Annotated in this window: 8 protein-coding genes; 4 read left to right on the plus strand and 4 right to left on the minus strand. The window is 49.8% G+C overall.

What is annotated here, in order from left to right; genetic code table 11:
• Window positions 1-50: 50 nt before the first annotated feature.
• The 3 genes from DBY95_RS01075 to DBY95_RS01085 all read left to right on the plus strand — a co-directional run bounded on the left by DBY95_RS01075 (window position 51) and on the right by DBY95_RS01085 (window position 3083).
• Window positions 51-1100, plus strand: coding sequence for a sulfate ABC transporter substrate-binding protein (locus tag DBY95_RS01075; RefSeq protein WP_199903855.1), 1050 nt, complete (start codon window positions 51-53; stop codon window positions 1098-1100).
• 77 nt (window positions 1101-1177) lie between these two features.
• Window positions 1178-2236: a DNA polymerase IV gene (gene dinB, locus DBY95_RS01080; protein WP_107723079.1), complete on the plus strand. Its 1059-nt coding sequence runs from the start codon at window positions 1178-1180 to the stop codon at window positions 2234-2236.
• A gap of 115 nt (window positions 2237-2351) precedes the next feature.
• Window positions 2352-3083: a phosphoadenylyl-sulfate reductase gene (locus DBY95_RS01085; RefSeq protein WP_107723080.1), complete on the plus strand. Its 732-nt coding sequence runs from the start codon at window positions 2352-2354 to the stop codon at window positions 3081-3083.
• Window positions 3084-3142: 59 nt separating this feature from the next.
• On the opposite strand, the gene recB is transcribed toward DBY95_RS01085, so the two are convergent.
• The 4 genes from recB to DBY95_RS01105 form a co-directional block, all read right to left on the minus strand.
• Window positions 3143-6799, minus strand: a complete 3657-nt coding sequence (gene recB, locus DBY95_RS01090; RefSeq protein WP_107723081.1) for an exodeoxyribonuclease V subunit beta — start codon at window positions 6797-6799, stop codon at window positions 3143-3145.
• 145 nt (window positions 6800-6944) lie between these two features.
• Complete coding sequence (locus DBY95_RS01095) at window positions 6945-10703, minus strand: hemagglutinin repeat-containing protein (RefSeq protein WP_107723082.1); 3759 nt, start codon at window positions 10701-10703, stop codon at window positions 6945-6947.
• Window positions 10704-10958: 255 nt separating this feature from the next.
• Window positions 10959-12626 carry a ShlB/FhaC/HecB family hemolysin secretion/activation protein gene (locus DBY95_RS01100; RefSeq protein ID WP_107723083.1) on the minus strand — a complete coding sequence of 556 codons (1668 nt, stop codon included), beginning with the start codon at window positions 12624-12626 and terminating at the stop codon, window positions 10959-10961.
• Between the two features lie 210 nt (window positions 12627-12836).
• Entirely contained in the window at window positions 12837-13745 is a 909-nt protein-coding gene (locus DBY95_RS01105; RefSeq protein WP_107723084.1) for a Dyp-type peroxidase, read from the minus strand.
• A 103-nt stretch (window positions 13746-13848) separates the two neighbouring features.
• On the opposite strand from DBY95_RS01105, the gene DBY95_RS01110 reads away from it, so the two are divergent.
• Entirely contained in the window at window positions 13849-14937 is a 1089-nt protein-coding gene (locus DBY95_RS01110) for a metallophosphoesterase (protein WP_107723085.1), read from the plus strand.
• Window positions 14938-14963 lie beyond the last annotated feature (26 nt).

Here is a 14963-nt window from a genome sequence, read left to right on the forward strand (position 1 = left end):
CCAATCCCGATAAAGTGCTCCCATATTTTCAACAGGAGCCGACCATGAATATCCGTACGCTTTCTTTTGCCGCATTAACCGCCGCGCTGGCTTTGAGCGCGTGCTCGCCAAAAGCCGAACAATCCGCCGACAATGCTTCTCAAGCTGCCGGAGGTAAGGGGAGCGAAGTCAAATTGCTGAATGTCTCCTACGATGTCGCCCGTGATTTTTATAAAGAATACAATCCTTTATTTGTCAAAGAATTTGCCGAAAAAAACGGCGGGCAGTCGGTTGAAGTCCAACAATCGCACGGCGGCTCCAGCAAGCAGGCTTTGGCTGTCGCCAACGGTTTGGCTGCCGATGTGGTGACCATGAACCAGACTTCCGATATCGAGCTTTTGGTGAAAAAAGGTTTGGTCAAAGCCGATTGGAACACGCGCCTGCCGGACAATGCCGTGCCTTATACCAGCAATGTCGTTTTCTTGGTGCGCAAAGGCAATCCAAAACACATCCAAGACTGGGGCGATTTGGCCAAAGACGGCGTGCAAATCGTTTTGGCGAACCCGAAAACCACCGGTAACGGCCGCTACGCCTTTTTGGGTGCGTACGGTTATGGTTTGAAAGTCAATAACGGCGATGAAGGCAAAACCAAAGATTTTGTGGCCGCATTGCTGAAAAACACGCCGGTATTTGAAAACGGCGGCCGCGCAGCAACGACGACTTTCAGCCAACGCCATATCGGCGATGTTTTGGTTACCTTTGAAAATGAGGCCAACTACGTCAGCAAAAAGCTGACCCAAGACCAGTTTGAAATCGTCTATCCGAGCTACACCATTCTTTCCGAAGCGCCGGTTGCCGTCGTGGACAGCGTGGTCGATAAAAAAGGCACACGCGCCGCTGCCGAAGCCTATCTGCAAAACCTCTGGAGCGAACCGGCCCAAGAGTTGGCCGCCAATCTTTACCTGCGTCCGCGCAATGCCGAAGTGTTGGCCAAACACAAAGCCGACTTCCCCGATATTGAAACTTTCAATCCGAATGAGAAATTTGGTCCGTGGGAAGAAATCATGAAAAAATTCTTTGCCGATGGCGGATTGTTTGACCAGCTTTCCAGTAAAAAATAAGGCTTAAACATAGAGGCCGTCTGAAACTTCAGACGGCCTTTTGTTACAATAAGCCTTTTTCTTATCCATCTTTTCCCATGTCCCAACGCAAAATCATCCATATCGATATGGACGCATTCTATGCTTCGGTAGAACTGCGCGAGCAGCCGCAATTGAAAGGACTGCCCGTCGTTGTGGCGTGGGACGGTACGCGGTCGGTCATTTGTGCCGCGTCTTATGAAGCGCGCAAATTCGGTTTGCACTCGGCCATGTCGGTGGCGACGGCGAAAAGGCTGTGTCCGCAGGCGGTGTTTGTGCCGCCGCATTTCGATTGGTACCGCCAAGTGTCGGCGCAGATTCATGCCGTGTTTCGGCGTTATACTGATTTGATCGAGCCTTTGTCTTTGGATGAAGCCTATTTGGATGTTACCCGAAATTTTGAAAATATCCCGTACGCTAGCGAGGTGGCCAAACGTATTCGTGCTGAAATTTTTGAAGAAACCGGTTTGACAGCCTCCGCGGGCATCGCGCCCAATAAGTTTTTGGCCAAAATCGCTTCCGACTGGCGCAAGCCAAACGGGCAGTTTGTGCTGCCGCCGCAAAAAATCATGGCGTTTTTGGAGAGCCTGCCGTTGGGTAAGATTCCCGGTGTCGGCAAAGTCACGCTGAAAAAGATGAATGCCCTCGGTATGCAGACCGCCGGCGATTTGCGCCGTTTTGAGCGCGGCGAACTTTTAAACCATTTCGGTCGCTACGGCTACCGCCTTTACGATTTGGCACGCGGTATCGACGAGCGGCCGGTCAAAGCCGAACGCGAACGCCTGCAAATCTCAACCGAAATTACTTTGCCCGAAGATTTGTCTTTGGCGCAGGCTTCAAGCCATTTGCCGCACCTTGCCGAAGACCTCTGGCGGCAGGTTGAACGCAAAAACGTCGAAGCCAAAGGCGTTACCCTCAAACTCAAAACCCACGATTTCCGCATTATCACGCGTTCGCTGACGTATTCTTCCGTCCTTCCCGACAGCGCCTCGCTGCTTCAGGCGGCGCATACTTTGCTGCAACGCATACCGCCGCAACGCGAAGACGCCTTCCGCCTGATCGGTATCGGCGTGAGTCATTTGCTGCCGAAAAACCAGCAGCAGACGCTTTGGTTATAAAGAAATAGAAAAGCATTCTTTCCGTTTGAAGATAGGGCGCAGGACAATATCGTTCCATAACCATATCGGCAGCCGTTTAAACAGGCCGTCTGAAAATTATTAGGAACAACCAGCCATGTCTTTATTCCGCCCACAATTCTGGAAAATCCCCGAAATCAGCGATGACGAACGCCGCCGCCTGCCTGAGTTGGCAGCTGCTTTGGAGCACCGTTTGCAAGACATTGCCGCTCGCTATCCGCAAGCCGTGTTCGCATCCAGCCTTGCGGTTGAAGATATGGTCATTACCGATGCCGTGTGCCGTCTGAAACTGCCCATACGCATCATCACGCTCAATACGGGCAAACTCAATCCCGAAACCGCCGCGCTAATTGCCGAAACCAATGCGCGTTATCAAACCGAATTGGAAGTGTTTTATCCCAACCAGCAAACCGCCGATGAATTTGAAGCGGAATTCGGCACGACCGCGATGTACGACAGCATCGAGTTGCGTCGCCGTTGCTGCCATATCCGTAAAATCGAACCGCTCAACCGCGCTTTGCACAACGCGCCTGCATGGCTGACCGGACAACGCCGCAGCCAGTCGGAAACGCGCAGCGAATTGAATTTTGAAGAGCTGGATACGGGCCGCAACATCGCCAAATTCAATCCTATTTTCGATTGGGAAGAGCAGGATGTTTGGGCATATGCGCACGAGCACCAAGTTCCGCTTAATGCGCTTTATCATCAAGGCTATCCCAGCATTGGGTGCGAACCCTGCACGCGTCCGGTCAAGCTGGGCGAAAATATCCGTGCCGGGCGATGGTGGTGGGAAAGCAAAGACAATAAGGAATGCGGTTTGCACAAATAATCAAAGGCCGTCTGAAAACGTTTCAGACGGCCTTTTTGACGATTTAACAAAATGATTTATCAGGAATTTGTTTTCCGCTCAACGAAAGTAGAGAGCAAGGCGGTATCGATGTCCCATTTCCAAATGCCTTGTTCCGAGCCGTCCATGCCGCGCAGGAAGAGGTAGCGGATGGCGATTTTAGGCAACGGCTTGCCGCGCAGGGCATAGTAGCGCGCGATGGCAACGGCGTAGATCAGGGCTTGCAGGTAGTAGTGATGATGTGCCACAGCTTCGTTCATCGCCTGTTGCGTGTACGCGCTTGCATCGTTGCCCAAATGGTTGGATTTGTAGTCGATTAAAACGACATTGCCGTCTGAATCTTGGCAAACCATATCGATAAAGCCGTTTAAATAGCCTTGCAAATCATGGAAATCAAGCAGTTGCGCGGCTTGGACGCATTCGGGCGGCAGGTTTGCTTCGCTTGAGGCAAACCAACGGCGCAAGTCGTCCAGTTTGAAATCATCCATATACAGGGTAAACCCCATTTCGGGTAGGCGTCGGGTTGGCGGAATCTGCGACAGGCTCTCGCCGATTAAAGGCGTTAGGCGGCAGGTATTGAGCATGGCGCTTACCATCGGCAGCCATTTGTCTTCAAAGCTATGGCGTTGCAAGACTTCTGCAATCATTTCGGATTGGCTCTCGGCAGAGGCGGAGAAGTCGAGTTTTTCCAACATTTCATGCAAACATACGCCGGCATTTGTGCCGCGTGGGAAATGATGGATATCGAGGCCGTCTGAAAGCGGGGACAGCAGGTTTTCAGACGGCATGGCACGGTCTGCGCTTTCTGCCGGATCGATGGCAGGTTGCAAAGGCTCGTGTTGTTCGTCGGTTGACTTGGTGTGCCGGCTCAAACCGGTAAAGCTGGTGTGGCGGATAAAGTCAAAATTGCGACGTTTGATGCTATGTGCGCTCAAGGCTTGGTCTTGCTGGCGGCTGTATTGGTAGATGGTTTCCGGCGGGACTTCTTCCGTGAAGGCAAACTCCGTATTTTCAGGCGTGTTTGTGATAAAGCGTTGCCAGTTGGTTTTGAGCATTTCCACAACGTCTGTCGCGCTTTTATAGCTTTGGCTGACGCTTTCGCGGCCGGCATCCGGTAAACCTTCGAGCAGATAGGCAAAAGGATTGTTTGGCGTACAGTTTTTGTTGGCGGCGGCGTAGATGTTGAGCTGTTCTTCGGCGCGGGTAAGGGCAACATAGAGCAGACGCAAATCTTCTGCCGTCTTTTCGTCGGCAAGATGGCTTAGTTCTGCTTCCGAGGTTTGAGATTTGGCCAGCAGCTCGGTTTCGTGGTTTTCAGTATGCAGGATTTTCCAGTTTTCTTTGGAATTGTCTTTGGTATCCCACGCGAAGGGGCAGTAAACCAAAGGATATTGCAAACCTTTCGACGCGTGCATGGTAACGATTTTGACCAGTTTTTCGTCGCTTTCAAGACGGATGGTTTGCGCGTCTGATGGGAAATGGCCGCTGCGTGCACGGCTGATTTGTTCGTTTAACCATTTATGCAGGGCGGCAGGGTTGCGGCTTTGGCTATCTTCTTCGGCCAAAAGCTCCAGAATTTGGTAGTAGTTGGTCAGGCTGCGTTCGTTGCCGCCTTTGAGCAGGCGTGTTTCGATATCATGTAGGGCGGCAAACTGCTGTACGGAGGCAAAAATGCCGCCTTTCCGCCATTTTTCCATGGCTTGGGCAGACGACTCCAGCCATTTCAGCAGCTGGTGTTCGTTGTGGTTGAGCTCGTAAATCTCTTTGGCGGTATAGCCGAACAAAACGCCGGTCAAGACAAAGCGCAGCCAGTCGGTTTGCCTTGGGTTGAGCCAAAAGCCGATCAGCGCGGACAGCGAGTCGGCCTCGGCGGAATCGAAAACGGATTGGCGCGACAGCAACACGCTTTGGATACGGCGCTGTTTCAGTTTACCGGCAATCATCGCCGCTTCGTTGTTGGTGCGCACCAAGACGGCAATATCACCGGATTCCAACGCGCGGCCTTTGAAGTTCAGACGGCCTTCGGCTGCTTCATTAAGCGCAAAGGCAATTTCATCGGCGCAATATTCGGCGGCTCGGCTGCGCAAAATCTCTTTGCCGGTCTGATCGTCCGTATTGAGCCAGCGTACTTGGATGGCAGGGCGGTGTGGCGACAACCGGCTTTCGGCACGGCTGGCGGAGACATCGCTGTAATCGATATTTTCCAATACGAAGGGGTGTTTTTTTTGTTTGAACAAGGCGCTGATGCCGTTAATCAGTTTGGCATGGCTGCGGTAGTTGACAGCGAGGGTGTAATGCCTATCCGCATCTTGCGCGGCTTGCAGATAGGCGTAAATGTCCGCACCGCGAAAGCTGTAAATCGCCTGTTTGGGGTCGCCAACGAGAAACAGCGGGCAGCCTTGCTCAATAAAGATTTGGCGGAAAATTTCGTATTGCAGCGGGTCGGTATCTTGGAATTCGTCAATCAGCGCGATTTCCCAGTTTGCCGCCGCCGCTTTTGCCAACGCATTGCCGTGTTCATTGGTGGTCAATGCCTGATGGACATCCAGCAGCAAATCGTCAAACACGCGCTCGCGGCGTGATTTTTTTTGTTCGGCAATGGATTGGTTGATGTAGGAAAGGAGGTCGAGTTGCAGGCAGATGAAGACCGCTTCTTCCGCGCTTTCCATTGCCTGCAAATCACGACCGAGATTGGCCAAGGCTTGCAGCTGAATAATTTCAGTCGCATCGGCATCGGCTTTATATTCTTTTTTCAGTTTGCTGTTGATCGTGTCGATACTGAAGAGGCTTAATTTCCCTAGCGTTTGTTTGCTCAGGCGGGGCTGATGGTTGGATTCGGCGTTTGTTTTTAAATCGGTAAAAACATTTTCAAAGGTTTTTCTTTTGTAGGTTTGGCCGTTCAGTTTGGGAAAGATTGCCCAAAACGCTTTTTCCAAGTCTTCCAACTGGCCGCAAATTTTTTGCCATGTTTCTTGAAGGTTGGCTTGGGCTTCTTTCAAATCACCTTTAGGCCGTCTGAATTTCAGATAGGGGCGGCCGGTATAGCTTTTGATTTCGGCAAGCATTTCTTCGGGCGTGCATTTCCGGTCAAAAACCAATTGTGCCAATGTGGCATCGGTTGCCACTTTCTGCCGCCAAAAGTCTTGCGCAGGAATCAGCAGCCTCTCGCGCGAGTCGTCCGACAGCTCGACATCCAAAGGCGCACCGCACAAAAATGCGTAATCGCGCAAGACGCGCTGACAGAAGCCGTGGATGGTGTAAATCGATGCGTTGTCAAACTGGCTCAGCGCGGCTTTGAGGCGGAGAATCAAGCGATGGCAGCTTTCCTGTCCGTCTTGCTCGCCTAAGGCCAAAGGAATCAAGCGATTGAGAAAGTCATCGGGGGATTTTTTCTCTTTTTCGTAATATTTGTTCAGGCCGTCTGAAATATGTTCCGGCTTGCCGCCCAAGGTTTGGATTTCGTTTAAAACCTGCAACACTTCGTCCAAACGCGCACGCAAACGGGTTTTCAGTTCTGCTGTCGCCGCTTTGGTAAAGGTAACGACCAGAATTTTCTCGATGTCTTTTTTTTCTAAAACAATCAGTCGGGTAAAGAGCGCGGCAATGCCGTAGGTTTTACCCGTACCGGCAGAAGCTTCGATGAGGTTGGTGCCGTCGATGGAAAGTGTGAGCGCGTCAAAAGGAAGGGCGGAAGACATGGTTGGAACGGAATAATATTAGCGAGGCATTATCATAACAGAGATAGTGTGTGGTTTTGCATTGATGATAAAAATGCCGTCTGAAAACTTCCTGTTTTCAGACGGCATGTCTTAATGGCTATTCAAATGACTTCAATAGCGCATCTTAGTAACGCAAACGGCGTTTAGCGTAGCTTGGTTGGCGAGGACGATAGGTATAACGGTTCGCCGCAGAAGCTTTAGTGTTGTCATAGTAGTGCACAACATTATTACCGTTGATGGCCGTATTGTTGACGCTCAAACCGGTTGGAGAGCCGGTAGTAATAACGACATTGTCGCTTTGGATGACGTTTGCCGTATTGGTTACGTTGGCGTCATTTTTACCTTTGGCGTTGATGCCGCCGTTTGGTTTGCCTGAAGCGTAGCTGCCGTTGACATTGACGGTCAGATTTTTTTCGTTAACGCTGCTGATCGCGCCGGAAGTATTGACTTTGTTGCCTTCTACTTCAACGGAGTTGTTGGATACCAGGTTGGTACCGTGCAGGTTGACGTCGCCGTTGTTGGCATTGATTTTAATGTCATTGCCGGCCGCTACATTCGCGCCTGCGGCGGTAGAAGAAGCGTTATCGGTTTTGTTGACGCCGACAGAGCCGTTGACGTGAGGAACGGCAACACCGGTTTCAACATTGATTGTCGCACCAGCGCCGATACCGACATTAACGGCTGTACCTTGGTTGGAGGCAGTATTGGCTGATTCGGTGAAGGTTACGCCGTTGCCTGCGGTAATGTTGACGTTGTTGTTGGCAGTAATGTTGGATGCGATTTCAGCAGAGTCTTTGGCGTTGATGACAACATTGGTCGCATTCATATCGCCTTTGACGGCGGTAGATTCTTTTTTGTTTTCATCAGCGTAGTTGACGTTCAGGTTGGCATTCACATCTACGTTTGAACCGTCTTTGGTGTACGCGCCGACAGTCAAAGAAGCGCCGCCTTGTTTGCTGCTGCTGTTGCTGGTGTTGTGGGCGGCAGTGTTGTGGTATGAACCTGCATCAATGTTGATCGCACCGGTAACATCATATTTTGTACCTTCATCAGACACTTTGTCATTTGCCAAAACGATGGCATTGCCTGCGTTGATGGTGGTTACGGTTGCAGTGGATTCATTGTGGGTCGAAGAGTTGCCTTGACCTTGTGCAGTGATTTCACCGCCGATGCCTTTGTTGGTGCTGATGCCGGCAGAAACGACCAAACCGCCGCCGTTTTGTTTCACATCGGATTTCGCACCGCTGTGTGCCGCTGCATGGGTAACGTTTTTGGCAGATTCAACCACATTGCCGGTCGCATTAATCACTGTACCTTCTTGATTAATATTGCCGTTTGCAGTGATGGTGGTGTTGCCGCCGGTGTTGATGTTGGATATATGGGATGTATTCGTTACGGTAGTTGCATCTGTTTTGGTGCTGGTAATGCCGACAGATACGCCGACGCCTGCAACGTTATTTTTTTCGTATGCAGTAGCAGATACGCCCAAATCGGTTACGCGGCCGGATTCGGTTACAGTGTTGCTGCCTTTGGATGCAACAATATTGACGTCATTGGCTGCAGAAATGTTGACGGATTCTTCGCCGTTGACTTGGCTGCCGCTGACGGTAATGTTTGAGTTGGAAGACAACTGGGTGTTTTTACCGGTCAAAATGCTGCCGTTCAGGTCGACAGAATGGGTGTCGGTGTGGGTATCGGTGAATTTGATACCGGCTTTGGCAGTCACGCTGCCGTTTTCTTTATTGGTTTCGGTGCCAGAGTAGCCTTTGATGGAATACTCGTTGACCTGTTTGTTTTCTACCGCTTTGGCAGCATCAATGGTCAAATCGCCTGCGGAAGACAGTTGCAGTTTTTGTGCCGCAAACAATGCAGAGCCGATCACATTGATGTCTTTGTTGGAAACAACGGTCAGGTCGGCATTGGAAACCAGGGTAGAACCGGTTACTTTTTCAATGCTGCTATTGCTGCTGGTTTTAGAGGTCGTGATATTGAAAATCGTACCTTTACGCGCGCTTTGTGCGGAAGTATCGGTGCTGGTGGCGTTTTTAATATCAACATTGCCTGCTTTGGAGCTGACGAATGTACCGGCTTGGCCTTCAACGGTACTGCCGTAAACGTTGACGCCGTTTTTTGCACCCAAAACTACGTTTGAGTTGGCAGTAATGCTGCTGCCGTGCAGGTTTTCGGTACGGTTGTTTTGAACTTGGCTTTCACCGCCGAACAGACCGCCCCAGTATTTTTTCTGGTCGTTGAGGCTGTTGGTGTTGATGGTGGTTTGAGTACCCAAGTTGATGTTGTTGACATCGGTAACGACATTACCGTTTGCCGCAATGCTTGCGCCGTAAGTGCTCAAATCGCCTTCGGAAATCAAACCGATATCACCAGCTGCGGAGATTTTGGTTTGATGGGCGGTAGAGTTTTGGGAAGATTTTGTTGCGATACCGGTTTTCAGCGCGGCAGTTTCATTTTTGAAGCTGACATAAGTCGAGCTGCTGTCGGTTTCGCTGTTGCTGCTCAATACGATGCCTTGTTGGGCGGCAATGCGAGCATCAGCAGCCGAGTTCAGTTCGGTCGCGTCCAATTGGACTTTGCCTGTGGTGGCAATATTGACAGAACCGGCATTGATTTTGGTTTGATGCAGGCTTTCGTCAACAGAAGAGCTCAGGTTGTTGTTGTACCAAAGGCCTTTGCTTTGAGTGTGGTCGGATTCTGTACGGTTGGTTGTTTTTACCGCGTTAGAATTGATGTTGCCTGTGGCAGAAGCAGTCAGCGCGCCGGCATTGATGTTGGCTGCGCTCAGGTTGAGGCTGCCGCTATTGTTCAAAGTCAATGACTCGGATGCATTGATATTGCTGGCGGTAAAGTTTTCAGTTTTGTTGCGGTCAGAGCGGAAGTGCTGAACATTTTGCGCTTCTTTGCCACTGGAAGATTTATTGGCGGAATGGCTGGTAACCGTGCCTTTGATGTCGGTATCATGGGCAAACAGTTCCATTTGTGCGCCGGTCAGATTGGCGGACTGGATGCTCAGGTTGCCTTTGCTGTCGATATTCAGGTAGCGGGTACCGGTAATGGCGGCATTTTGAATGTTTTGTTTGGCGCGTTTATCGGTCGCGTGGATGCGGATGGTACCGGCGCGCATACTGCCGAAGATATGGCCGTCAAGCACCGGCGCATTTGAGGCAGCGTCCAATGCTTCGATTTGTGCAGTTTTGTAGTCGAAGTTGCTTTTGCCTGAAGAAACGTTGATGGCATCGGCGGCATTAACGTTGGCTGATTTGCCGACTACAACTTGCGGCGCGAGCAGGTCAACTACGCGGTTGCCGCTCAAATTGCCGTTTACTTGCAGTTGTTTGCCATTGTCGCTGATATTGAAAGATTTCAACGCGCCGTCTGAAACGGTTGGCGTACCGACAACCAAGGATGCGCGGTTGGCATTTAGAATGCTGCCGCCGTTGTGGGTAATGCCGTTAGGGTTTGCCAAAACATAGTCTGCGGCAATACCGAAGATCTCTTGCTGACCTAAGATCAGAGAAGGGTTTTTGCTGACCACTTCGTTCAAGATCACAGATGCGGCCTGACCTTGGAAGTTTTTGTTGGCAGACAGGTTTCCGGCCAGTTGGGATTTACCGGCAGACAGGGCGTTATTCAAAACGGCGCCGTGTTGGGAAACGTTGTACTTGTTATATTGGTTGTGAGAAAGACCTTGGGCCGTCGGTGCGGCAATATTGACGATGTCAACATTGTGCTGCTGCTGTACCGAAGTTTGGCCGATGGCTTCGATATTGGCCGCTACCGCTGCATTTCCCAGGAATGCAAAGCACACGGCGACAGTTACTTTGCCAGAAGCTGAGAGCTTAGGCTGATATAAAGTGTCGATTTTCATGGATTTTAATCCTTATTTATCGTGATGGAGATTGAATCAGAAATCCCATATCGAGTATTGGATTTCTATTGAGGAAATTTTTGAATGTATTAACATTGTTATGAAATTTTTTACAATCATACCACCAGTATGGCCTTGTGTGCACTATTTCAAATGCAAATAAAAACCGCTCATCTTATTGATATTAATAGAAAATTAATAACGTTAAGATGGGCGGTTTATATATTGGATAAAAGGATATATATTTACATAACTTTAAAATGGAATGCGTAAAGAAACGGTCACATGATCCTGTATTTCGCTGTTTGATTGGTTGGGCATGCGTGCAAAACCTTTGCCATAGTCGGCAGAAAGTTGCCATTTGTCCGCTTTGCCCAAATTCAAACCTGCAACTACGCTCATGGCGCGTTGCGAACCTTCGTTATTGTTTTTGGCAACGCCGATGTCTGCGCCCAGATAAGGCTCGATATAGATGCCGTGGGGCGTATTGCGGCGGAAATAAACGGTATTGCTCAACAGGACTGCGCTGTTTGCGCTCAAAGAAGTCGAACGGAAACCACGTACATTTTGATAGCCGACGATGTCCATTTCTTTGGCGGCAAACAAATCATGCGGGCTATATTGGGCATCGATTTGGTGATGGTTGCGCACGATCCATTTACCCAATGGACGGTTTTGAATCAAATTGCTTTGCAAGGATACAGAGGTATAGCGCTTGTCGAACGGCGTATGTTCGGTATTTTTTGCAAACCCTTGTTCCACGCCGATATTGTTGAGCCAAATACCGTTTGGCAGGATGGCTGTATGCGACAGGCCGACTTGTGCCGAATAGATTTCCGGACTTTGCAATTCCAGTTTGCTGTCGGCAAATTTTGCAGTCTGTTTCACATAATCGATACCGGCATAGGCGGAGGTAATGTGTTTTTGACTGCGTGAAAATACGCGGTCTGCTTTGATTCCTGCCGCTTTGGATTTGGAGCGGTAGGCATAGCGGGTCACGCTGGGCGTTAAGATGCTTTGCGATTGCGACGCGGCGGCGTAAGTGCTGAATGTCCATGCGCCATAAGGAACTTGGTAGAACAGGCTGCCGCCGCGACTGTAATGGCTGTCGTGGTTGTTTAGATTGGTATAGCCGTTTAGATAAAGGGAGTCGCTCAATCCCAACGGGCTGCCAATATTCAGGCTACCGCGCAGTGTCGTGGTATTGGGTTTACTGCCTTTATTGTCGATGGTAATGCTGCCGCCCCAATGTTTTTCGGCATCGTTGTTGAGTTGGATGGAGGCGGTGCCGTCATCATGCGGATAAACATCGATGCTGACGTTGTTGCCGACAACATGGTTTGCCTGTTCGATACCTTGGTCGAGGTATTGGATGTTCAGCGGTTTGCCTTGATGATTGGGGAAGAGGGTGTCGACGTTAACTGTACGGGAGCCGCCGGTAATCTCACGGATTTTGCCTTCGATGACGGCCAATTTCAAAACACGCTCGGGCGTGGTTTCAAATTTGATTTGCGTATGCGGATAGCCTTGAGCGATATACTCGGCAACGATGTCCCGGTTCAGTTGGTTGATGCTGTTTTGATTGACACATTTGGGGAGCTTGGCTTCAATCTTTTTGGAATCGATGAGTGTAATGCCGGAAAGCTCAATACCCGTGTAATCCAAGCATTCGGTATTGTTTTCAGACGGCCTCTCTTGTTTAACCGCGTCGTTATCTTGTTTTTTCTGTAAATCCCATGCCGACTGCTCGCGTGTTTGGATTTCGACGGAATGAATTTGATCGAGGTTGTCGCGGAAGTCTTTGTCGAATTGGTTGGGTACGTTTTTATCGATTTGATCGAGGGGATTCGGCGTATTGGCCGCATAGGCGTTTAGCGCGGAAAGAATCAATACGGGCAGGGGAAGAAGGCGGGATTTATACATGGTGTCGTAATTTTATAGAGATAATAATTGGGTTTATTTTATCGAAAATAGCTGCTTGGGGCGTATCAGTTTTTATCCTTGTCTGCAATCAGGGTTTATGAAGCAATAATGGGATAAATTTCTATGATAATACCATAAAAATATTAATGGGATTTGAATAACAAAAACCTGCCTTTGAAAAGGCAGGTTTTTCAGACGGCCTGTGAGCCGTTAAAGATTTTGCAAACGCTCGACAGAAGGCGCGTAGTAGTAAGCACCTGATACGGCTTTAGACAAATATTTCAGCAGTAAGTCGGTTTTGCCGTCAGATTCGCCGAACATATTGAGCAGTTGAACTTCAATATTGTGCAACGTGTTGCAATAGGAAGTGAACATCAAACCGTGTTCGCCGCTGATTTTGCCGAATGGCAAGCTACGGCGGACGATTTTCAAGCCAACGCCGTTTTCTTTGACATTGACGCGGCCGAGATGGGAGTCGGGCAGGCGTACATCTTCGCTGAATTCATCATTGGTTTCTTTGCTGCGGCCCACGCTGGCTTCTTGTTCGGCAGTAGGAACGGCATCCCATTTTTTCAAATCGTGCAGGTATTTTTGCAGCAAAACATAGCTGCCGCCGGCATCGGGCTTGCCTTCGGGAATAATGGCGACATTGCGCACATTGTCATCGCCCTGCGGATTTTCCGTACCATCGATAAAACCGTCAAAGCCGCGGTCTTCATACAGGCGCAGGCCGTGTTCTTCAGTGGATACGCGGATGCTGTCGCCGAATGCGCCTAAAACAGATTGAGCCAAGGCATAGGCGGCTTTTTGCTCGGTGGCTTGAATGTGGATATAGAGGTCGTGTTGGGTGGAAGGGGCGAGGCCGTTGCCCAATTCAGGGAAAGGTTTGATTTCTCTGCCTTCGTCAGTATGGCCGAACGATTGCCATGCGCGGCTGCCAAAAGCAATGGTCAAACCCAAAATATCATTCGGAAAACGAGTTTTCAGTTTGGCCAAGGATTCCAAAGAAAGACGGCAGGCAGATTTGATGTCTTCGTTGCGGCCGTCTGAAATGTCTGCTTCGATAAAAATACCGGCTTGTGCGTGATCAGGAATAATAGCTGATTGAGGTTGGCTCATGATGATTCCTTTCAAAATATTATGGGTTTTTACGCGGGAGATTATACACTGAAAGTTTCAGACGGCCTAAAATCTGCCTTTTGATTTTTTAGGGCGGAAAGGCATGTTTGGCAAGATGTTTTTTGTGAGCGTCATTCTGTTGCAAGTGTTTACATTCGGGCTTGGGCGTTCGCTGCAATGGCTGTTTGCGCCTTGGATTGGCAAAGTCGGCAGGCGTTGGCTGATGGGTATTTCCTATTTCATTACAAACGGCTTGTTGGTCGGCTTACTACTGGAATTGGGGCATATGATGTTCCGCGTGGTGGCGTTTTGGATGGTGATCTTGCTGTTTGTGATGTATGCCGCGCTGGCGACATTTATCCTGTATCTTTTGCTGCGCCGTTTTATGGCACGCCAACCGCTTTCTCGAAGCCTGAGGCTGTTTGCGCCTTTGTTTGTGGCCGGTTTGCTCGGTTTTGGGATGTATAACGCCTATACGCCCGTTGTCCGCCATCAGACCGTATTCATCAATAAGAAAATGGATAAGCCGCTACGTATCGGCGTGGCCAGCGATTTGCACTTGGGGATTTTGTTTGGCGCGCGTCAATTAGACAAGCTGACGGACATTATGAAGCAGGAACAAGTCGATATGGTGTTGCTGCCGGGCGATTTGATGGACGATACCGTCGATGCGTACCTGAAAGAAAACATGAAACCGCATTTGCAGAAGCTGACTGCGCCGATGGGCGTTTACGCCACTTTGGGCAATCATGACTGGTTCCGCGATCAGAAGCGCATCAAACATGAATTGGAAGCGGCAGGTTTGACGGTTTTGGCCAATCAGGTTTTGGAAGTGAATGGTGTGTTGCTGGTAGGGCGGAGCGATGATTTGGATCGCAAGCGTCCTAGTGCGGAGCAGCTTTTGGAAGGTCAAAATACCCAATTACCGGTTTTATTGATGGATCACCGTCCTACTTCAATCGAAACCCATGCCCGGCTGCCGATAGATGTGCAGGTTTCCGGCCATGTCCACAACGGCCAAGTTGCACCCGCCAACCTTATCGTCCGTACGCTTTATCGTCTCGCTTATGGTTATGAAGCAATCGGCAACGGCCATTTCTTCACCACTTCAGGCTACGGCTTCTGGGGCATTCCCCTTCGTTTGGGTTCGCAATCAGAAGTGTGGGTTATTGACATCAAGTCAAAGCATTGAAATAGAAATATAAACTTCAGGCCGTC

Source organism: Neisseria subflava (genome assembly GCF_003044935.1).
GTDB classification, from domain to species: Bacteria; Pseudomonadota; Gammaproteobacteria; order Burkholderiales; family Neisseriaceae; genus Neisseria; species Neisseria subflava_E.

Excerpts from the sequence above, each read along its gene's own strand:
- DBY95_RS01105 (WP_107723084.1), bottom strand. The coding sequence starts at position 13,745 with ATGAGCCAACCTCAATCAGCTATTATTCCTGATCACGCACAAGCCGGT.
- dinB (WP_107723079.1), top strand. The coding sequence starts at position 1,178 with ATGTCCCAACGCAAAATCATCCATATCGATATGGACGCATTCTATGCT.
- DBY95_RS01100 (WP_107723083.1), bottom strand. The coding sequence starts at position 12,626 with ATGTATAAATCCCGCCTTCTTCCCCTGCCCGTATTGATTCTTTCCGCG.
- DBY95_RS01110 (WP_107723085.1), top strand. The coding sequence starts at position 13,849 with ATGTTTGGCAAGATGTTTTTTGTGAGCGTCATTCTGTTGCAAGTGTTT.
- recB (WP_107723081.1), bottom strand. The coding sequence starts at position 6,799 with ATGTCTTCCGCCCTTCCTTTTGACGCGCTCACACTTTCCATCGACGGC.
- DBY95_RS01085 (WP_107723080.1), top strand. The coding sequence starts at position 2,352 with ATGTCTTTATTCCGCCCACAATTCTGGAAAATCCCCGAAATCAGCGAT.
- DBY95_RS01095 (WP_107723082.1), bottom strand. The coding sequence starts at position 10,703 with ATGAAAATCGACACTTTATATCAGCCTAAGCTCTCAGCTTCTGGCAAA.